This window comes from Methanohalobium evestigatum Z-7303 (genome assembly GCF_000196655.1).
Classification (GTDB): domain Archaea; phylum Halobacteriota; class Methanosarcinia; order Methanosarcinales; family Methanosarcinaceae; genus Methanohalobium; species Methanohalobium evestigatum.
On record NC_014254.1, the window covers coordinates 141,423 to 163,915 of the forward strand.

The 22,493-nt window shown below is 35.5% G+C and carries 15 protein-coding genes; 12 read left to right on the plus strand and 3 right to left on the minus strand.

Going from position 1 to position 22,493, the window contains the following annotated elements; genetic code table 11:
* Nucleotides 1-32: 32 nt before the first annotated feature.
* The 4 genes from METEV_RS11820 (at nt 33) to METEV_RS11835 (ending at nt 11,218) form a co-directional block, all read left to right on the plus strand.
* Complete coding sequence (locus tag METEV_RS11820) at nt 33-7,712, plus strand: beta strand repeat-containing protein (protein WP_013195740.1); 7,680 nt, start codon at nt 33-35, stop codon at nt 7,710-7,712.
* Between the two features lie 340 nt (nt 7,713-8,052).
* Nucleotides 8,053-9,966, plus strand: a complete 1,914-nt coding sequence (locus METEV_RS11825; RefSeq protein ID WP_157197417.1) for an archaea-specific SMC-related protein — start codon at nt 8,053-8,055, stop codon at nt 9,964-9,966.
* 45 nt (nt 9,967-10,011) lie between these two features.
* The gene (gene rdfA / locus METEV_RS11830; RefSeq protein WP_013195742.1) at nt 10,012-10,728 is read left to right on the plus strand and encodes a rod-determining factor RdfA; all 717 of its coding nucleotides are present in this window, start codon (nt 10,012-10,014) and stop codon (nt 10,726-10,728) included.
* Between the two features lie 4 nt (nt 10,729-10,732).
* Complete coding sequence (locus tag METEV_RS11835; RefSeq protein WP_013195743.1) at nt 10,733-11,218, plus strand: hypothetical protein; 486 nt, start codon at nt 10,733-10,735, stop codon at nt 11,216-11,218.
* Between the two features lie 456 nt (nt 11,219-11,674).
* On the opposite strand, the gene tnpB is transcribed toward METEV_RS11835, so the two are convergent.
* Nucleotides 11,675-12,802: an IS200/IS605 family element RNA-guided endonuclease TnpB gene (gene tnpB / locus METEV_RS11840; RefSeq protein ID WP_013195745.1), complete on the minus strand. Its 1,128-nt coding sequence runs from the start codon at nt 12,800-12,802 to the stop codon at nt 11,675-11,677.
* A gap of 380 nt (nt 12,803-13,182) precedes the next feature.
* On the opposite strand from tnpB, the gene METEV_RS11845 reads away from it, so the two are divergent.
* Nucleotides 13,183-16,269: an autotransporter outer membrane beta-barrel domain-containing protein gene (locus tag METEV_RS11845; protein ID WP_013195746.1), complete on the plus strand. Its 3,087-nt coding sequence runs from the start codon at nt 13,183-13,185 to the stop codon at nt 16,267-16,269.
* A gap of 27 nt (nt 16,270-16,296) precedes the next feature.
* Nucleotides 16,297-17,406: a PGF-pre-PGF domain-containing protein gene (locus METEV_RS11850; RefSeq protein WP_013195747.1), complete on the plus strand. Its 1,110-nt coding sequence runs from the start codon at nt 16,297-16,299 to the stop codon at nt 17,404-17,406.
* A gap of 236 nt (nt 17,407-17,642) precedes the next feature.
* On the opposite strand, the gene METEV_RS11855 is transcribed toward METEV_RS11850, so the two are convergent.
* Nucleotides 17,643-17,948 (minus strand): sensor histidine kinase, encoded by a 306-nt coding sequence (locus tag METEV_RS11855; RefSeq protein ID WP_049891326.1) that lies wholly within the window; start codon nt 17,946-17,948, stop codon nt 17,643-17,645.
* Between the two features lie 279 nt (nt 17,949-18,227).
* Between METEV_RS11855 and METEV_RS11860 the strand changes: the two genes are divergently transcribed.
* On the plus strand, nt 18,228-18,617 hold the full coding sequence (locus METEV_RS11860; RefSeq protein WP_013195748.1) for a MarR family transcriptional regulator: 390 nt from the start codon (nt 18,228-18,230) through the stop codon (nt 18,615-18,617).
* Between the two features lie 3 nt (nt 18,618-18,620).
* Here the strand turns inward: METEV_RS11860 and METEV_RS11865 are convergent, their stop codons facing one another.
* Nucleotides 18,621-18,830 (minus strand): hypothetical protein, encoded by a 210-nt coding sequence (locus METEV_RS11865; RefSeq protein ID WP_049891327.1) that lies wholly within the window; start codon nt 18,828-18,830, stop codon nt 18,621-18,623.
* Nucleotides 18,831-19,053: 223 nt separating this feature from the next.
* Here METEV_RS11865 and METEV_RS11870 point away from each other — a divergent pair, with 223 nt between their 5' ends.
* From METEV_RS11870 to METEV_RS11890, 5 genes are all read left to right on the plus strand, one after another.
* The gene (locus METEV_RS11870) at nt 19,054-19,278 is read left to right on the plus strand and encodes a PAS domain-containing protein (RefSeq protein ID WP_049891328.1); all 225 of its coding nucleotides are present in this window, start codon (nt 19,054-19,056) and stop codon (nt 19,276-19,278) included.
* Nucleotides 19,279-19,316: 38 nt separating this feature from the next.
* Complete coding sequence (locus METEV_RS11875; protein ID WP_049891329.1) at nt 19,317-19,526, plus strand: PAS domain-containing protein; 210 nt, start codon at nt 19,317-19,319, stop codon at nt 19,524-19,526.
* Nucleotides 19,527-20,045: a GAF domain-containing protein gene (locus tag METEV_RS11880; protein WP_049891330.1), complete on the plus strand. Its 519-nt coding sequence runs from the start codon at nt 19,527-19,529 to the stop codon at nt 20,043-20,045.
* 475 nt (nt 20,046-20,520) lie between these two features.
* On the plus strand, nt 20,521-21,507 hold the full coding sequence (locus METEV_RS11885; protein WP_013195749.1) for an ATP-binding protein: 987 nt from the start codon (nt 20,521-20,523) through the stop codon (nt 21,505-21,507).
* Between the two features lie 5 nt (nt 21,508-21,512).
* Nucleotides 21,513-22,046, plus strand: a complete 534-nt coding sequence (locus METEV_RS11890; RefSeq protein WP_013195750.1) for a hypothetical protein — start codon at nt 21,513-21,515, stop codon at nt 22,044-22,046.
* Nucleotides 22,047-22,493: the final 447 nt, after the last annotated feature.

The window sequence follows — 22,493 nt, forward strand, 5'->3', positions numbered from 1 at the left end:
AATGGTAACAACCCAGCGTTGGAGATGGTTCGATGAAATATCGAGCGTTTATACTGTCGGTATTGATGGTACTTTCAGTATTCATCACTGGCATCGCACTCACGGCAACGACGGCGAGTGCTGCAGGAGGTCCTACTGTGGATTATGTCGAAATTAGTGGCAATGAACATGTTACGCATGTTTCTGGTGATACATATAAAGCACCTGAAGGTCATAAATACAATGTGTATGCATATATCACTGAACTTCCATTACCTAACGAGCCCGCTCTCTACTACATGCATGGAAAATGGACAGGTAGCGATTACCAAAATACGCTCTCTCCACCTGAGAATGTTTACACTGGCGAATCTCCAGTCCTTTCCCCTGGTACGTATAGTAATATCAAGGTGACAGTTGAGCAGTCTGGGACAGATACTGCATCTGCCACCCTCGAAGTTAAAGAGACTGCTAGTTCAATACTGAATCTTAATGCCCCTGAAAAAATAAGTGCCGGTGATTCCGCAACTGTTCAGGTAGATATAGAAAATACTGGAGGGATACAATATAAATACAATACTGTTCTTTCACTGGATAGCTCCTCAATAAAGTCAAAAACCACCGAATCCGTTGCTAAAGGTGGCTCTACGAAGCTATCGATCACAATACCAGAGTCGGAAACAGAAAATCTAGAGAGTGGTACGCATACAATAACGGTAGAAACGTTAGACAACGACGGTGAAGGAGATACGACAACTAGCCAAGTCGAGGTGATTGTTGACCAAGAACCGCCAGACATCTCTAACGTTACGATCGACGATGATGACGATGGCAACGATGTCGTTGCAACGGGTGATACAGTCACCCTCTCCGCAGACGTCTCGGACGCGAGTGCTATCAGTAGTGTAACGTTCGACGCGAGCGACTTCGATGCAGGAACCGTCCAACTGTCCGGTAGTGGCAACGGAACCTATACAACAGACATCGACGTCGGCTCATCTCCAACCGAAGGTAACCAGTCAGTAACCGTCAGCTCGATGGACGAACATGATAACGGAGGTTCACAGGCTGAACCGTCGAACTCACTAACCGTGGATAATACGAAGCCGGATATTAGTAATGTAAATATAACAGACGAGACTGATGGAAATGGTAACGTAACAGCGAACGATAGTGTAAACATCACCGCCAACGTATCAGACGCCAATGGGATAAAGAGCGTTACCGCGGATGCAAATTCTTTCGGCTTATCATCACAAGTATCACTCACCAATAATGGAGATGGCACGTACACGAAAACAATAACAGTTAACAGTAAACTGGCAAAACTGGGCAGCCAGTCGTTGACCGTTAGTGCGACGGACGAGGCTGACAATGGTGGATTACAGAACGTCGAATCAGACAAACTAACTATTGATGTTCCACATATAACCGAAACCATCACAAGAGATAATGACGGCAATGGTAAAACCGATAATGTGACCATCAAATTCAGTGAAGATGTAAACCTTAACGATGGTTCTAGTGATGGTATACCCGGTTTGACACTTGACAATTCAAACATGGGTATCACATCTAAAGATTACTCTGCATCAGGCGATCAAGTCACTGTTGAATTATCATCAGAAGTAGATAATACAGCAAGTACAACAAACGTTACATACGACTCAACCGCTGGAAACATTGTAACCACTAATGGTTATGAGATAACAGAAGACATGTCAAGTGTTACAAAAACTGATGGTGCAAACCCGGTAATCAGTGATTTCACCGCTACAAATCCCAGCGGACAATCAATCAATATAAAATTTAATTCATCTGAAGAACTTAGTATCAAAAATGTTTCAATCACAGGACCTGAAAACGTATACCTAAACAGCGGGTTTAGCACAACAGAAAACAGCGCTCCTTATGAATATACCGCTACATGTGACACAATAACATCAGACGGCGACTATACAGCAGAACTGATAAAAGCTGTAGATTTTAGCGGAAACGATGGAGCTTCTGGAGAATCTGATTCTGTAATTGTCGACTCAATAGCTCCGAGTTTGGATAGTGCTGAACAGGTAGATTCAACTTCGATTTATGTAGTACTTTCAGATTCAAATGCAGGAATTGATAAAAGCACTATAGATCAGGGAGATTTCTCATTAAGTGCTGGGGAGATTTCTTCAATCGAAAAATCAAGCATAGATAATGGCGATACATCTGGAACAGTTACTATCAATTTACAAGAAATTGTTAGTAATGATACTATAACGGTAAATCTACAGGAAGATGGTATAGCTGATATGTACGGAAACACCCGGAGTGAAGGTTCTGCAGAAGCTACCGGGATGGACAGTTTCGCTCCTACATTGGATGAAGTGGTTGGTGTAGATAAAACAACGATAGATGTTACATTCTCTGATTCAGGGTCAGGTCTTGACAGGAGTACTATCGATTTAGGGGATTTCTCGTTAAGTGCAGGAGAGATTTTTTCAATCGATAAATCAGGCATAAATGATGGTGATGAATCTGGAACAGTAACTATAAATCTAAACGATACAGTAAACGTTGATAATATAACAGTAAGTCTTCAAAGCGATGGAATTGATGATTTAAATGGTAACACTTTAAGTTCCGGTTCAGTTGAAATAACTGGTATGGAAGGATTCAAACCTACACTTGAAGACGCAAATAAAGTAGATTTGACTACTATAAATGTTACCTTCATGGATTCCGGTACAGGACTTAACAAAAGCTCAATAACTAAAAGTGATTTTTCCTTAAATACTAAAACTGATTTCTCAATTGATGTATCAGACATTAACAATGGTGAAAATAGAGGAAATGTAACAATCAACCTTAATAACCCTGTAGATACTAACACAGTAAATGTAAGTCTTCAAAATGATGGAATAGAAGACATGAGCAACAACACTATCAATGATGGTTCATCAGAAGTATCAGGAATGGATGGTGTATCACCTACATTGAACGAGAGTGCGAACAAAATAGATGATGATACAATAGAGTTGAAGTTTTCAGATAATGGTACAGGGCTCGATGAAAGTACTATAAGTTCCGGAGATTTCTTATTAAGCGTCGGTAAGATTGCATCGATTTCTACTACATCAGTTATTGATGGTGACAACTCTGGAATTGTAACAATTGACCTTGCTGAACCTGTAGACAATGAATCCATTATTGTGAGTTTCAAAAGTAACAGTGATGGAATAGATGACATGAGCGGAAACACTCTAACTTCTGGTTCAGCTGAAGTAACAGGAATGGATCATGTCGCACCTACACTGGACAGTGGAAATAGTCTAGATAAAACCACGATATATGTAGCTTTATCCGACTCAGGAACAGGTCTCGATAACGGTACTATCGATAAAAACGATTTCTCATTAAGTACAGGAGTAATTTCTTCTATCGAACCTTCGATAACAAGTGGAGATACTTCTGGAACAGTTACTATCAATTTAGAAAATAAAGTGGATGCTGAAAATGTAACGGTAACTCTAGTTGGTAGCATCAATGATATGAGCAATAATAACAACATTCTAGATTCCGGTTCAGTAGAAGTAACTGAGATGGATGGTGTAGCTCCCACGCTGAATAGTGTTGACAAGCAAAACCTGACAGCTATTGATGTAGACTTTATCGATTCAGGAACTGGTATAGATGAAAGCACTATAGATCAGGGAGATTTCTCATTAAGTGCTGGAGATATATCTTCAATCGACAAATCTGGTATAATCAATGGCGATACGTCTGGAACAGTTACCATCAACCTGAAAAATAAGGTAAACGCTGACACAGTAACTGTAAGTCTCCAGAAAGATGGAATAGATGATATATCTGGTAATACTCGAAGTTCTGATTCAGCTGAAGTTTCAGGGATGGATGGTGTTCCGCCAACCATTAACGAGTTCAATGTCACAGACCCTGATGTAAAGAATCAAAATGTCAGTATTGAAATTAACTCAAGTGAAAAACTCGCGACAATAGGTATTGACCTTGATATTGATGAATTAGGCGACAAATTAACGCTTGACAAGAGTAACTTCACAAAATCCGGTGATGGTCCATATATCTACACAGCAACCTATGAAGGTTCTGTCGATGGAAAATATACAGCAACATTGAATACTGCAGATGACGCAGCAGGTAATGATGGAGCATCAGGTGAAACTTACAGTGACAGTGTTTCCATAGATACAACCCCACCTGAAATCAATGGGTTTAAAGTTAATAATCCAACTGGACGAGAAATTAATGTCACAATTAATACATCTGAAGAATTAAGCACTATAAATGTTGGATTGGATGGTAAAACATTTGATGAAAACGATTTCTCGTTAGACTCAAATGCTCCATATATATACACTCATACATACTCAGCTGGTTCAGATGGAGATTACACAGCTACATTAAACACTGCAAAAGATGCAGCAGGAAACGATGGAGCATCAAGTGAGACCGACGATGTGTTCATAGATACAATCCCTCCAGGTGTAACTTCTGTATCAGGCACTACTGTAGAAGGCGGTAACGATAGAGTTACAATAGAGTTTAATGAATCTGTCATCCCGACTGACAATACCTGGTCAGAAAACGAAATCGGTTCGCTTGAAAGTCCACAGGATACAACTGTGCCATTAACAAACGCAGAATTTAGTTACAGTACACAGGTACTCAATATAACTTTATCAGAAAACAATGACGCGTATCTGAAAAATGGTAATGATGGATTAGCAGTGACTCTGAATAATGACAATATATCAGACGGTAGCTCAAACCACCTCGATAGTTCTCAAAATATCGGTACAGTTGAAGGTGATTCTGATGTACCAGGAATCACTGATGCAAATATAACATCTGATGATATAGTTCTTGATTCCGAAACAGGAACATCACTGGATGTAACTATTAATTTCGATGAAAAAATGGATGATTCAACTAAACCAACTGTTGAAATAACCGGTCTTACACAGGAAACAACAGATTTATCATCAGTTAATTATGCCGATTCTACAACACTAACAGGAACAGTTGAAATAACCGATAATGATGAAGATACTACCGGATCGATTGTAGTAACCGATGCAGAAGACTTGGCTGGAAACACTAACAGCCCATCTGAATCTTTTACAGTTGATACTCAAGAACCAAAACCAAGTATTAACAGTCTAAACACCCCCCTCTCGGGTAATGTGACATTGAGTTCAACAGACAACACTGGTGACTCAGTCTCATCAATAACGTGGAAATTCAGTACCGATACAAGTTCAGGTACCTATTCTGAAATAGGTACAGGTGACAGTTATCCATGGGATACTACTGAACAGGTAACAGATGAAGATTCTACAAACAACGGGTTAAAAGTAATCTATAGAGATGATGCAGGCAACATCAATTCATCGACAATAACAGGTTTTGAAATAGATAATTTAAAACCTGGAATAAGTAGTGCAAGTATCACAAATGCACCTATTAATGTATCCGATGTTGGCGATACACAAACAGTAACTCTGAACTTCAATGAATCCATGAATACAAGTGTTTCTCCATCCGTACAAATCACCGGTACAAACAAAACATACAGTGTTGAGGAGAGCTCATATTCAGATTCTGTATGGGAAGGTACTGTTACCATCGACGATGATAATGAAGATCTGACAGCAGAAATCAATGTTAGTGGTGCAGAAGACCTTGCAGGCAATGTGATGGCTGACGATGCATCTAATACGTTCACAGTCGATACTCAAGAACCAGAACCAACAACAAGTATTGACAATAAAAATCTTTCAGAAACAGTTGATGTTGCCAGCTACTTTACAATAAACTCTGATGACATATATAGTACAACATTTGAATATGGTAGCAACAAAATCGACGAAGCAAACGAAAGTAGTTGGGATTCAACAAAAGCATCTGACGGTGATATTGATTTCACATTAACAGCAGAAGACGATGCTGGTAATACTGGTACTGTAACAGGTACTGCAACAGTAGATAATACTGAACCAGTCATTAACGAGTTCAAGGTCACAGACCCTGATGTGGAGAACCAGAATATCAGCATCGAGGTGAACTCAAGTGAACAACTCGCGACAATAGGTATAGACCTTGATATTGATGAAGAAGGCGACGAAGCAGCGCTTGACCTGAACAACTTCACAAAATCCGGTGATGGGCCTTATATCTATACAGCAACCTACGAAGGAAGTAAAGATGGTACATACAACGCAACATTGACCGATGCTAAAGATTATGCAGAAAACAATGGTGCATACAACCAGAATAACACTACTGTAATAGATACAACAAACCCAGAAATCACTGATATAGGTCCAAATAAATTAACCGACAACAACCAGCCTGTAATCGGTTTCAATCTTACTGAAAAGAACCTCGATACACTTGAAATAAAAATCGGAAACGTTTCTGACAACAACAAGTATCTCAACTGGACCGATATCGACCTTTCAGGAACCCAGAACCCATACGATGAAGTAGAGTTCACTTTCGACCCTGCAGCCCACGACGTCACACTCAATGACGGTGAAGTCATTGTCAATGTAAGTGCTACAGATACAAAAAGTAACACTCAAACAAAAGAGTGGAGTTTTGAAGTCGATACTAAAGCACCTGATCTTAAGAAAACTTATCCGATAAATGATATCAATAATAATCAATCAGTAATAAGTTTCAATCTGACTGAACCCAATCTTGATACATTAAAGATACAAATCGGTAACGAATCAAACAATAGTAAATACCTTGATTGGAACGAGTTTGACCTGTCAGGAACATCTAACCCATACAACAATGTCAAGTTTACTATTGACCCTGAAAAACGAGACATTACATTTGAAGAGGGGCAAGTAGTCGTCAATGTAAGTGCAAACGACACAAATAGTAATAAAATGAATAAAAAATGGAACTTTACTATAGACAAAACAACCCCGGAAGTTGAATATTCAGTTATAAACAGCAGTTTATCGACCAGAGACACGACTTACGTTGAAGTAAAATTCAATGAAGCGATTGATAAGACGAAATCTGACATAAGTATCGAAACAAACGGACACATATTATCGTTCGAAAAAGCTATCGAATCAAATATTTTGATTTTTAGTAACCATGGAACCCTGATTAACAGCAAAGAAGACAAGGTTACTGGTCTGAATAATATATCAGATAATGCAAGTAACTTCGTATCTCTCAACGATGAAATGGAAATCGATGTCTTTAGAAGAACTATCGATTCTAGCAGCTGGAACTATGTTTCATTCCCGATTGCAGACGATAATAAACCAAAGATAACAAAAGTCATGGAAAAATCCGATGGATATACTATTTGGAAATACCATGACCATGAATGGCAAGTCTACAAACCTGGAGACATGCATGAATTTACAGGTTTTGAGGGTGGTCTTGGTTACATGGTTAGCTCTGAAAAGGATTTCATACTTTCGCCGAATATCAATACGATATATGAAAATGACCTGATAGTACCCGCTACTGTAGAGGTATATGACGGCTGGAACCTTATAGGATACTATGAAGAATATAGAGGCAGTGATAATATCAACCAGTTGGACATAGATACATATAAATCGCCGCATAGTAAAACACCAATGTCTACATCCACTGGTGAAGTGATATGGGTCTCATTGTATGATCTGTCCAACGGTAGTGCAAATTACAATTCAGGCGAACGACTGGGCAAGTAAAAACAAAGATGCACATATAGGGTAGGTTGATTTGACCTATTACCTTGCATTTTTTTATTTTTTATCAGATATCTTTTTATCCAGCTATATCAATAGTAGGTTTTAACTATATAATAAAAACTTAAAACTTTATAGTTAAAACTTAAAACCCGACAAAAAATAAATACATGTATATACACACAAAAGCGAACACTTAATAAATTACTTAAAAAGCAAATAAAAATTAATCTAAAATGGCTACGCAGTAATTATTTATATTTGAAAAACAATAGTAATACCTGTCCAAACATTTCTAAAAAAATGTAATGTTTATATACAACAAAAACGTATATGTATATACATGAGGGATAACATGTCATCAAATTTTTCACAATTAGATATATCATTAAAAAACGTTGGAGGCCTTAAAGAGAAAAACTTGACTGTAAAGTCAGGTCTAAACATCATAGAGGCGCCAAATGCTTCCGGTAAAACTTCATTATTACGCGGATTTCTACTATCAGTTTTGCCAAATGGCAAAGCAAACCACTACAGTTACCTATTACACTCAAAATCAAATTTCGGTTCAGTAAAAATCACAGATGCCAACGGCCAAGAATACACAAAAGAGATTGTTAAAGATAAAAACTCAGTATCTATAAAAGGTGACAACATAGTCGACCCTGAAAAGGAAAACCTTGTCTCAAGATTTACAATCGCAGGCAACACTAACAAGATACTAGATGCCGTTAGAACCGGTCAAAATCTAAAGGATATATTACTGGAATACACCAATATACCTGACTTAAAAAATCAACTTAGTAAATACGATTCACAGATAAAAGATAATGAAAACCAATTAAACACTTTAGAGAACAAACTCAAAAACGAAACTGAACTTTATAAAAACTTATCCATAACTAGAAACGAAATCGAAAAACTAGATGAGGAAAAAAGTAAATTAGAGAAAGAATACACTGCGAAAAAAATAGACGATGAAACTAATAAAGAATACAAAGAAGCAGTGAATAAACTCAACAAAATACAACAGTCTATTAAAGAGTTAGAAAATAAAATAAATTACAATAAGAAACGTTACAAAGAACTTGAAGAAACAAAACAAAAATACGAAAACGATTTGGAACAAGTTCAACATAACGAAAACATCGATGTTAACACACTTGAAAATGAAATAAAAAACATCAATGAAAAAATTGATTCAAATATTTCCAAGATGAAGACCCTTAATACATATATCGATGGGATAGATGAGTTTATCAATTCATCATTAGATATTGCAGATGTACAGGGCAACAATTCTATAGATAGTTTAGCTGAGAGTTTAAATTGTCCATTCTGCGGAACAAATTGCGATAAATCAAAACTTGAAGAACAAAAATCTCATCTTACAAGTATAAGGGATTCATTAAAAGAAGAAAACAAAAGTTTAAAACAAAAATCCAGTGAAAAACAAGAATTAATCGATTCATATAAAAAGAAAGAAAATGAAATTAATAAAATAAACAGTAAGATAATAGATACTGAAAATTTAATTTCAGAAACTAATGAACAAATAAAGAAAGCACAGAACAAGTTGAGAGATATAAAACAACAAAAAATAGAACAAGAAGACATAGTCAGCAAATTCAAAGAGGAAGTTGAAACTGAAACAGCTGATATTACAAACAGATTGTCTAAAGTTAACGCCCAACTTGAATCTTATAAAAATAAAGAAGATCAAATTAACAAGTCTATAGAAAATAATAGGCTTAACAAAGAAAAATACGATGAACTCAAAACCAAAATCGATGATTTAAATGACAAACGTTCTAACTTACAGAAAAAGATAAACAACATTGAACAGAACGTGAGGGAGAACTTCAACAACCATATAAAAGAAGTTTATGATGAACTTGGTTTTGAAAATATCGATAATATAGAGCTTTCGTCAGATTACAATCTCTACATAACAAGAACGTCTGATGAAGGTAAAGGATATTTTGACAGATACTCGATAATGACTTTGAGTACCTCTGAACTAGAAGTTATAGGGCTTATAGTTATGTTGAGTGGTTACCTTACGTACAAAGTAAACGAGGTGTTCCCTGTTATTGTATTGGATGAACTAACATATCTTGATACAAAACGTATGAACGATTTAATGGACTACATGAGCGATAAAGTAGAATCCGTTGTCCTAACTAAACTACCAAGTGGTACATTAAACACTAATGCTAACTTGCAAAAGTTAGAGAGTTTATCTACCACTGCCTAATTTTTTCTTTCTAAGTTTAAGTTTAAGTTTAAGTTTTGGATTAAAATGTTGGAAGATTACGATATACCCCATGAAAATGATTATGTTACTGAAAGTGAAGATAATTTAGCTTTGGGTATATCTAATAATGTAAACATACAAACCGATAAACAAGAACCAATAATATCAAGTTGCAGAGTTTGTAATCTTTTAAAAACTGATCTGTTTAATGAAAAACAGATAAATGATTGGTTCAAAGAAGTCTATTCAGACCCTGAAAACCAACCAAGTATCAGGATGCTGGTTGACGAATTCAACAATAAAATATTAACAAACTTATTCCAGGAAAAATATCCCGAAGAAGACCTGGTATTTGATATCGACAAATTCAGAAAATACATCGAAGTCTATAGTATAAATACACTTGAGACTATAGACAGAGAAACCTGGGATATAGGCGATGCAATTGCAAGGAAGCATAACATAGATGTTTTAGAGTTTTCCACAGCTTTTATAAATAAATACGATATTAAAAAACATCTCCAGTGCCTTGGGTTCAATTTAAATGATGATAATAAATACCAGAAATATGTAAATGACTTGAAAAAAGGGTTTGACTTTAGCCAAAACGTAGCCAACAAAGCATTGGAGAGGGCTTTAAACCGAAAATTAGTTAGTGGTAATTTTAAAGCTGAAACAATTATAATTTGTGAAGATTGTGGTAAAGAACTCCGTGTCTCTGACCTGCTAAAAAACGGTCACAATTGCTCGAATCAGAGATGATAATATGATTGATGCTTTAAGAGTTTTAGACGTATTGAAGATTTTTAAAATACTTTCACCGACAAGGATTAAGGAGTTTTCAGGGCTTACGAATACAAGATCCAAACAGGAGATAAATGACTTAGAAAATCTAGGGTTAATAGAACTCTCTCCTCAATCGACACCTCACGACAAAGAATTTAAACTAACTGACTTTGGATTGAAGATTTACACAAATTTTAGAGAGTTTAATTATGAGTATTTCAAGGTTTCAGTTAATACACTCAAAAAAAATGAGCGAAAAAAAGCAAAAACAATAATCGATACATTAGAAGACCAGGGAGCTAGTTTTGACTATTTACGTAAAATAACCGGTCTTCCATTCCTTGACCTGAAACTCTACCTGATATTTTTAATCTATCGAGAATATGTCGATAGAAAACTTATCGGTGGAGATTTAGTGTACTATACAACCACTGAAAAATCTAACAAATTTTCTAGCCATGGTTAATAATCAACCAGCTAAGCAGGAGTCGCCTTCCAAAAGGTAAGAGTGGTTGATTTAACAATTGCCTGAATACCAAATAGCTTCAGAAAAAAATCAAACCAAAAAAGTTTGTTGTGTTAACTGCCCTGACTTCTGGAAGGGTACTTCTATTTTATGGCTTTCTATACCACTACATTCGTTAACCATCAGCTACCAATGACTAATTTTCCTAATATAGCTGATTTATAGTCAATAACTCAATTGTTACTTATAATTATATTAACAAACGATGAAATATATTGCAAATTAATAACAAATAATCTGTGCTCAGCTATAATTTTATCCAGGTGAACTACCACTTGGCTAAAGACCAAGTGGCTCCTTAAATTAAAAATTTAAGGATAACTTTAAATCTATGATTTAAAGTGCTTCCTGTTTCATCCTTTTCCCTTATGGGAACAAGTCCACAGGCTCTACCCCTCATCCCGAAGGTGAATTGATGCCTATTAGATTCTGTCTATCCAACGCGAATTTTTTGATGTTAACTGATGCGTTGATGTCCCTATCATGTTCCGTTTTACAGTCAGGACATTCCCATTCTCTGTCTTTAAGTTCTAAATCCTGATGATAATATCCACATACATGACAGATTTTGCTTGATGGGTCGAATCGTCCTATCTTGATAATATTTTTACCGTACCATTCTGCTTTATACTCTAATTTCTGAACAAAACTACTCCATGAAGCATCAGTTATATGTTGTGCCAGATTATGATTTTTCAGCAGTCCTTTTACATTCAAACATTCCAGTGCTACAGCTTGGTTCTCGCTTATCAACCTGGAACTTAACTTATGCTGGAAATCTTCTCTCTGATTAGCAATTTTCTCATGATATTTTGCTATTTGATGTTTTAGTTTCCTGTAATTGTTAGAACCTTTCTTTTTTCTGCTGAGCCTTTTCTGTAATACCTTCAATCTTTCAATTGAATTTTTCAGGTATCTTGGATTATCGATTTTTTCACCGTCGGATGTAACAGCGAAATCCTTGATTCCTACATCGACTCCTACTGTATTAACTTCGTCGAACTTCTGTTTTTGTGGTAATTGTTTGTCGTCATCGACTAAAATACTGATATAATATTTTCCTGTCGGTGTTCTTGTTATAGTTGCAGTCCTTTGTTTACCATCAAAACTTCTATGCAGCCTGGTTTTTATCCAGCCGATTTTAGGTATGTATACTTTATTATTACCAAAATCGACTTTATAATACTGAGGAACAGAAAACGATTGAACAGGGTTTTTCTTGGATTTAAACTTTGGAAAACCTGATTTTTCTCTGAAAAACTTGGTAAAAGCATTTTCCAGGTTAAGAGTAGCTCCCTGTAATGATTGTGAGTTAATTTCATTCAACCATTCATGATCTTCTTTTAATACCCTTATCTGTTTGTTCAATTCAAATCTTGATATTGCTTTACCATCCTGCTCATAAGATTTGAGTTTGTTCTCCAATGCCCAGTTGTATATGAACCTACAAGCTCCTATATGTTTTGCGATTAACTCCTGTTGGATTTGGTTTGGATACATACGATACTTGTAGGCTTTTAACATATTACAGTAATTAGAATTTAACATTATTTATATGTTACGTTATATATTGGACGGTATTCAGCCCTGATGCTGAAGACATCAGGGTTTTCTACCTTCTGTTACTATAAAAAAGATTAGGACTTTGTTTTTATTTTTTATAAAATGTAAAATATACCCCAATTTTTATATAAATTCAAATCATTAAATTTTATATGTGTAACAATGTTTCAGAACTATGTCAAATTCAATAATTGTGATTATGTAACTAGCATGATAACACAGACACAAAAAGTTACGCAATTAATGGTTCTCAGACTGTTTTATCAGTTAAAACTAAACAACTTTGGTGGGAGCCGATTTATAACAAGTAAAAATATTTTAACCGAGGTTTAAACTAAAATATGAAAGGAATTAAAAACATAGCAAAATTTGCAACATTTCTAATGATAATGATTGCTGTCACAGGAATGGCAGCAGGAAATACTACAAGCATATCTCCAGAAAATAAAGTAGTAAATAGTAGTACAAATATCAACTATGAAGTAGGAAACACCACAAGTAATTCAGGAAACATATCAGTAATCCTAGACAAGGACGGAGATGGTTATTACAATAGTAGTGATGATCGAATAAGCTCAAATAGTTCCTTTAGTACAAGTCCAGTAGACATATCTGTAAATGTTCCTGATTGGACAGATGGTGAATATGATGTATATGCATACGACAGCGCCACAGTCAATGATGGTGATGACTTAAGTAACAATGCAAATATTAGTACCACCTTGACAATTGATGATGACAATCCTAGTGTAAGCTCGATAACGACACCAATCTACACAAAATCGAGTGAAGATGTACCCGTTGAATTCACATATACAGAAGATAATCCATCAAGTGTAGATATAATTATAGGTTCCAACACAGAAAGCTTTACACTATCTACAAGTGGTTCATCAGAAACTAAAACATTTAGTTCAACTAATTTACCATCATCCGAAGGGAAATATAATATAACCGTAAAAATAACCGATCAAGCAGGAAATACTGGAAATAAAAAATGTGAAAACGAGGTTACTGTAGATGATACCAAACCAAGTGTAACCAACGTCCAGATAACAGATGTAACCGATGATAATGGATTCGTTAAGAGTGGTGACACTGTCAAAATCGAGGCAAATATAATAGATAACTTCAATGATCCACTCCAAAGTAAATACACAACAAAAGATATGTTTGGTTCTGGAACAATAGACCTCAATTATGATAGTGGCGACACATATAATGCAACATTTACAGTTGACTCTGGTGCAAATGACGGTGAAGAATCACTAACAATAAACGCAACTGATAAAGCAGGCAACTCAAATGATACTGAAACATCAGGTACGCTTACAATTGATACCACTGAACCAACACTCGAGGATGCAGAAAGTGTAGACAAAACCACCATCAATGTAACACTATCCGATGATGGTAGCGGAATCAATAAATCATCTATAGATACAAATGATTTCGATTTATCATATGGAAATATTGGATTAGTAAATTCAACAAACGTAACTGATGGTGCAACAAGCCAACAAATTATTCAAATAGAACTCAGGGATCCAGTAGATTCCGAATCAGTAGATGTCGTGCTTAATTCAAGCAATGACGGAATTAAAGATAAAGCTGGAAACAGTAACAATTCAGGTTCAGTAACCGTAACAGGAATGGACAGTGTTGCACCAACACTAGACCATGCATCCAAAATAAATGCTACGAAAATAAAAGTTCAACTTTCAGATTCTGGAAGTGGTATTGATAACAGCACAATCAGTTCCAGTGACTTTGCATTAAGTACAGGAACAATTTCAAGCATAGATAAATCCAGCATTTCTGATGGTGACAGCGATGTAGACCTAATTTTGATTCTTGATAGTCCTGTGAACAGTGATACTGTTACAGTTAGTTTACAAAACGATGGGGTTGCTGATATAAGCGGTAACTACCAGACAAGTGGTTCTGAAGAAGTATCTGGTATGGATGGTGTTGCACCAACTATTAGTGACTATAAGGTTGTGAATCCAAACAAAGATAACAGAAACTTGACTATCGAATTCAACTCTACAGAGAAATTGACTAATATAACTGCAGATATAAAAACAGATGATGGAAGTCCAATAACTACTATAAACGAAAGCAATTTCAATGAATTTACATCTGAATCAAATTATACCTACAACGCGACTTATGAATTCAGTTCTGATGGTTGGTACAAAGTTGAGTTAGTTACAGCAAATGATAGCAATGATAATAACGGTTCAAGTGGAGATGAATATATAAGTGGTGCTGTTGTAGATACAACAAAACCTGTGATTGATAGTGTTACTCCGAACAATACTATGGTCACAGATGACCAAAAAGTAATTTCATTCAACGTTTCCGATACCTACCCATTGAAACTTAGTGTTAAAATCGGCAACGAAACAAACCTAACAAAATACGGAAATAATAGTACAGTAACACCAACTGATGAACCAGTGAAAGATCAGATTTTTGTTATAGACTCATCAAATTCTGGAATACATTTCGATGACGAAAAAATAGTTGTAACTGTTGAAGTCACTGACATGTATGATAATATACAAACCAAACAATGGAATTTTACAGTCGATGCAACTAGTCCAAGTGTCGAATATGCTGTAATCGACAATGGATTTTCAACAAATGACATGACCGGTGTCAATGTCAAATTTAGCGAAGGCATAAACACCTCTGTACCCGAAGACATATCAATGGTTATTAGCAATGGCGAAACACAAAAACAAATACCATTTAATACTATGGTAAGTCCAACTATTGATGCATCTTCAGATATACTCCAGTTCAACAAAACAAACGTGCTTATAGATAGTAAAGATTATGAAATAATCGGTTTCAATAATGTTTCTGACAAAAATGGAAACGATGTATCCGTTAACGAGGACATCGAAATCGATGCATTCAGAAGAAACATTGGTACCAGTGAATGGAACTATGTATCCTTCCCAATGGCAACCGAAGGTACAATGTCTATAGATGCTGCCATGGAAACATCTAAAGACTATACCATGTGGAGATATCACAACGGTGAATGGGAGGTATACAGTCCAGGTGTAAAACACGGATTCACAAACGTTGAAGGTGGACTTGGATACGTGGTAAAAGCCAAAGACAGTTCCTTCACACTCGCACCAAACGTTGAAACCGTATACGACGGTGATGCTGACGAAACTTTAGGCACTACTACAGTATATGAAGGCTGGAACCTGCTAGGATCTTATGAAGAATACGCGGATGATAATCTAGTCCAGCTAGGAAGATTTGTAAGCACCTACTATTACCCACATGGTGAGAGACTACCAAGTAATGGTTTCCCCGCAGGTAACACCGTGTGGTGCTCATTTACAGAGCTCAGTAACGGTCAGGCAAATTATAATGCAGGCGAAATTAAAAGAGTAGACTAAAACACTAAAAAATGGAGGTAAAACGTAATGAGGATGAAACAGACATTAACCATTCTCATTACCATTTTCCTTTTTGTGTCCATGGTCGGTGCAGCATCTGCTGAAACGAGTAAAACACCCCCACACATGGTCTACGGATACATCAAGGATGATGGTAATGGAGTTAGCGGTATCCAGGTAGAGATAAGAACAGACGATGGTACCAAACTGTCAAACGACAAAACCTCTGTCACAACATCTACCGATTCCGAGGGATACTACGAACTCAAACCCAACGGACTGCAGGATGGTAAAACCCTGAGTCTCTATGTAGACGGTGATGATACCGGAAACGACATAACGTACACCACCGGCAAAGTAGAACAGGTCAACCACGAAGGAAACTACCTGAGCGACAGTTCAGATGACGACGGCGGCAGTTCAGGTGGTATCAGTGCACCCGGCACCGGAAAAAGCGACAAGGAAACGAAACAGTTAAAAGCCGAGCTCAAAAACGGTAAAGCAAATACCAATATAAAACAGATCAACAAAGGCGATGAAGTTTCCATCGAATTGGAAAGTGAAGACAAAGACCAGGAGGAACAGCAGAGTATAAAAAGCATATCCTTCAAGAGTAATGGTGAAGCCCAGGACGTCAATATCGAGATCACAGACCACGGAGAAACCAAACCAGAAACCGTGACGGATAGCGGTGACTCCGATACGGAGAAAATCTACAGGTACTTCGAAATCAAGCATGATAACCTAGATAACGAAAACATAGACAGTGCATCCATAACGTTTGAAGTCGACAAGGACTGGGTAAAAGAGAACAATGCAGGACCAACCGATGTAGGCGTCAAGAGATTCCACGGCGATGATTGGGACGAAGTGGAAGTGTCAATGTTCGATGAAACCGAAGACAAATACATCTACAAAGCCAAAACACCCGGCTTCTCGCATTACAGTATCTATCTCAAAGAGACCGGTCAAGATACAGACGGTACATCAGAAACCACGGAAGACACCAAAGAGCAACCCTCAGGAGAACCGGATCAGGAAGATGGTGAAAGTCAGGGAATGCCCGGATTCACCGCTATAGGTCTACTAGCAGCAGGTGCAGGTGCAGCATTCTTAAAAAGAAAACAGGATAAGTGAAGTAATTAGTTTTTAGCTAATTACTTTATTTGTAAGAATCTTTGGAATTAATTCCTTCTGAAGCCACTTGGTCTTTAGCCAAGTGGTAATCCGTTTTTCTACAATTTCCAACAACCAGCAAACATTTTATTTAAGATTCAGTCAATATTAAGTTATAAGTTAAAACTATAAACTTTAAAGTTTATAATATAACAACTAAACCGATAAAAACAGAAGCTGACAACCGTCAGGAAGAATTAAGATGGGTGAGAGGATTTTTCTAAACAGAACCAAAACATTGTTCCATTACCATCTGTTCCATCTTCTACCCCAATATAACCACCGTGCAGTTCAATGATTTTTTTTACTATTGAGAGCCCTAGACCATTACCAGATTTTGTCTTATTGTTACGTTTGAATCTATCGAAAACATAGGGTTTTTCATCATCTGGAATCCCAGGACCCGAATCTTCTACAAATATTTTCCAGTAACACCCGCTATCACAAATACCAATTTTTATTTTACTCCCATCTGGACTGTATTTGATTGCATTATCAACCAAATTAGTAAAAACCTAGTCGACGTCATTGATAAACTTAACAACATTAACTAACAATAATTATTATCAATTACAATGACGTCGCGAAACAGTATTAAACTTGCTACTAAAATATATAATTAATGATAGAACTGTTTCTACCCAAGAACCAGAGTTAAGATTTACTGGGTCACCAATACTGATAATCCCAATAAATATATAAATAATGCATTAATAAAGGACGGTACAAGGAAAACCTAGAACAAACGTAACTTTTATCAGATTTTAACTCGGTGATACATAATGAGAGAGTATAAACCTCCTTTAGACAGCAAAAAAATAGAAATGTCAGAAATTCTTAAAAACCTGGGGTTAACTAGAACGGTCTCCATGACCCTTGCCTGTCTATCTGATGGACAAGAATTGTCATCTAAAGAAATAGAAACTATATCAGGATTGAGACAGCCAGAAGTAAGCTCAGCTACTAAATATCTAATTGAAAAAGGATGGATAGAAATCAGAGAAGAGAAGATTACAACGAATAAAGGGCGACCAACAAAGTTATACACACTGGTTGCACCAATAGATAAAATCACTAAAGATATCGAAGCTGATATATTATCCCAAAATAGAAATATTCTCGATAATATCGAATATCTCAAAGACTTTGTCGACAACCCTCAAAAAATATAAAAATTATACAGAAGCTGGCAGGTTAATCCATGCAATAAACAATAGAATTGTACCAATTGCAAGTTTTAAACCGCCAGGAATTTTATAATTGATTTTTGACTCTATAATATTTGTTATACCTGCTGGAGGAGGCAATATCACAAGAGCCGTCAAAAACAAAGGCACTCCAGCAGCTAAATTATTTTCTGTAAGTGCCAGGTCTAGACCAGTCAATCCAAGGTATAACCCGAGAGCCCAGATGAAAAACTCTCCGATTTTATGTTTGTTGGCTCTTATGTTATCTTCAACTTGTGATGATAAGTTATTACCGGTTTTTTTTTTACTTTTGCATTTTTCAGATTAACACACTCCCTCTAAAAAGTATATAATTACAGAACAAAATTACTATATTTACATATATAAAAGTTAATTGATTAAATTTCAAAATTTGTGTCAATTGGGTTATACCAATTTTTACCAAGAATTCAGGATTATTACAAAATCGGGAAAAATAAGATGGGTTAATGAAGATATAATCGTCCAGTATAACGATAATGGTTCACCTGTATCCTATCAGAGTATAATGTTTGATGTCACTGACAGAAAAAACAAAGAAACTGCGCTCCAGTATTCATTAAAGGAAAAAAGAATTTTGAAAACATTATCAATAACAGTCCTGTAATCGTATTCCAGTGGAGAGCAAGTGGTAATCCAAATGAAATGTGGCCTGTCGAATATGTATCAGGTAACATCTCCAAATTTGGTTATTCACCTGATGAATTTATAAAAGGTAAAATTAAGTATGGAGACATCATATATTCTGAGGATCTGGAAAAAGTTCAATCAGGGCTTTATGAAAAACGTAAGAGTGGAAACTCAAATTTTTCACAGGAGTACAGGATTCTGACAAAATCAGGTTATATCAGATAGGTGGACGAAAGGACGTTCATAAAAAGAAATGACGATGGTGAACCTGTATTCTACCAGGGTATCATAGTTGATAACACAAAGCATAGGTATGCTGAGAACATAATAAATATCCAACATAAAATAGGCTCGTTACTAAATTCTGATGAAAACGTAGATGAAGTGATTGAAGAAGTGATTGAACACGTTCTTGAGATTAATGCTATCGATTGTGGATGCATACATTTTGTCAATGAATCAGGCGGATTGGACCTTGTAACACATAAAGGATTGGTTACATCTCTGGTTTATGATATGTCTTACATAAGTTCAAGTTCATTTGTAACCAAGCTTTTAATGACAGGTAACCCAACATACAAAGACTACTCAGAAATATTACGTAATTCCGCATATAATATTAAACATGGAGAAAGAGCATTAGGTCTTATACCCGTCAAATTTAAAGGAGATACAGTAGCATCTTTAAGTGTATCTTCACATACACATGATAGTTTTCCCCATGAAGTTAAAGTTGCTCTATAGAATATCGCGGATCTGTTGGGATGTTTCATCGGACGGATAACTGTAGAAATAGAATTGGAAGAATCTAAAAAAGAAAGTTGGACAACGTCATTGTAATTAATTGTTATTTTATTTGTTATTTTATTATTTGCTGCTGACTTTTCGGTTTTGAATTTTGGATACAAAATTATAAGTTATTATATTCAATAATTTGGCTATAAACTATCAACTATCAACTATAAACAACTTTGACCATAAAACCTTAAACTTTATAGTCAAAAGGTATACTTTAGGATTAACGACATTATAAAGTATAAAGTATAAAGTTTATACTATTGTATTTTTGCACTATTCAATTAAACTGAACAAAAATTATTGAACAAAGGTTGCCACTTAAAAGTATATACTTTATAGTTTAAACTATAAAATCAAACCTATATAGAAAAAATTATGTATTAAAAAATAATCACAATAAAATAAAAAAGAAGGAAAAAAGATGGCGAAGGAAAAAGCAAAAAACCGAATGGAATTCGGTTTGAAAGGTTACCCAATGGCTCTGCAAGAATACTGCAAACAAATAAACTGGGACCCTGAAAAAGTAAGAATCGCCCTCACAGATGAAGGCATAGCAGATGAAATGTTGTATCTGGATGAACCAAATGTGCAAATAGTAGACGTACTTACACGTTTTCTCTCACTCTCTGAATCCTCAATTTTTGTGATACATGCACCTGTTGGAATGGGGAAAAGCAGTATCAGGGATTTTACGCTAAAGACATTAAATGAGAGTGATGATTATTACATTACTGTTATAAACAATCCGCGATTAACACCTCTACAAATCTTAAAACAGATCCTTAGAGACATCACTGCAGAAGAAAAAACACCAAGAACAATGGATCTTGTTTGGAATAAGGCCAAAAACATACTAAGTGAATTAAAAGAAACAGGAATTTCTACTATTATTTGGATTGATGAGGCTGAAAAACTCGACAACAAAAAATTATCATTATTAAGAGCTCTTGCAGATGTAAAAACTTTCGATGGTGAAAAAGTTTGTAAAATCGTGCTAACAGGTACACCTACATTAAAGAAAAAAGTCGAAAATTTCCTCGAAGCCAACCCAGAAGATGCAGAAGCTTTCGATGACAGAAGTGGGTTTTACACATATGAATTATCAAAATGGAGTTCCAATCATATACTGGAATGGTGGGAACTACTGTGCGAATATTGTTCTACCGACGATAACGCAATAAATCCGTTCACAAAAGGCGCAGCTGATGAGGTAATAGAGTTTAGCGACGGAAAACCACGTACAATAACACAGATTACTCAAATGGTTCTGTTTGATACAGCTGCTAGGTATTTCAATGAAGAAACAGACATCTGGATCTCGCAAGACGATGTTTTAAATGCACTTAGTACACAGATACAGGAAGAAAATTCTGAACAAGAACAGCAAGAACAGCAAACACAGGAGTGAAATAAATGGGTAAAAAAGAGACTGCTGTAGAAAAAATGCGAAGGAAAATGGAACAAAAAGAGTCCCAGGAAGACACTGAAAGTGACAATGAAAATGTAGTTACTGATAACGATATTCATATCAACCCTTCACCTAATATCGACACGGATGACACAGATACAATATACAGTGATGAACAGGACGTTGATATTGAACAAAGTTTAGAAACCGATACTGATTTAGGTTCAATAGATACATCAACTTCACTAGATTACAAGATAAAAAACAAAACTGAAAAGTACGATAAAAGTTTGATACACCAAGCAATTAATCAAGGTATTAAAAATCCGAGGGTTGGAGCATGGTCCCCAACATCAGCGATAATATTAAACTATATAAAGTTTACAAGACCAAGATATGGTAAATCTATAAGTTCTGAAATAGATGAAATTCTAGCCGATGGTTTAAAAGAGAGGTATCCAGAACTTCATGAAGCTATTGAAAATGAACTGCGTGAGAAAAATCAAGATATACCTAAAGTAAAAGGCGTTAAAAAATAAAAAACTATATTTTAGTTCATTTCATTTTTTACTTGTTAACAAGTAAAAAATTTATACTATAAATACAATTTTCCAAATGGAAGGATTAGTAAAAAAAGTCGATTGGGGAGGGTATAAAATAACTGAAAAAGGAAGAATTGCTTCAGTATCAAGATACTTTGGAAAGAATCCCTTGAGTTTTTCTAAAAACTACTTATTTTTATATAAAATTTAGATTATAAATAAATGGTTAAATATTATCTTATACGATTGCTAATTATTATTTTAAAAACATATAAAATATAATAATATATTAGATGGTTTATCTAACCCTCCCACCCCTTTTTGCACGTAAAACGTGAAAATATTACTATAATATATGAATTATAGTTATTATGAAAATATTCGTTTGTAGTGTTAATAAATTAATATTATAAATAATTATTGTTGTTTTATTTATAATTATTT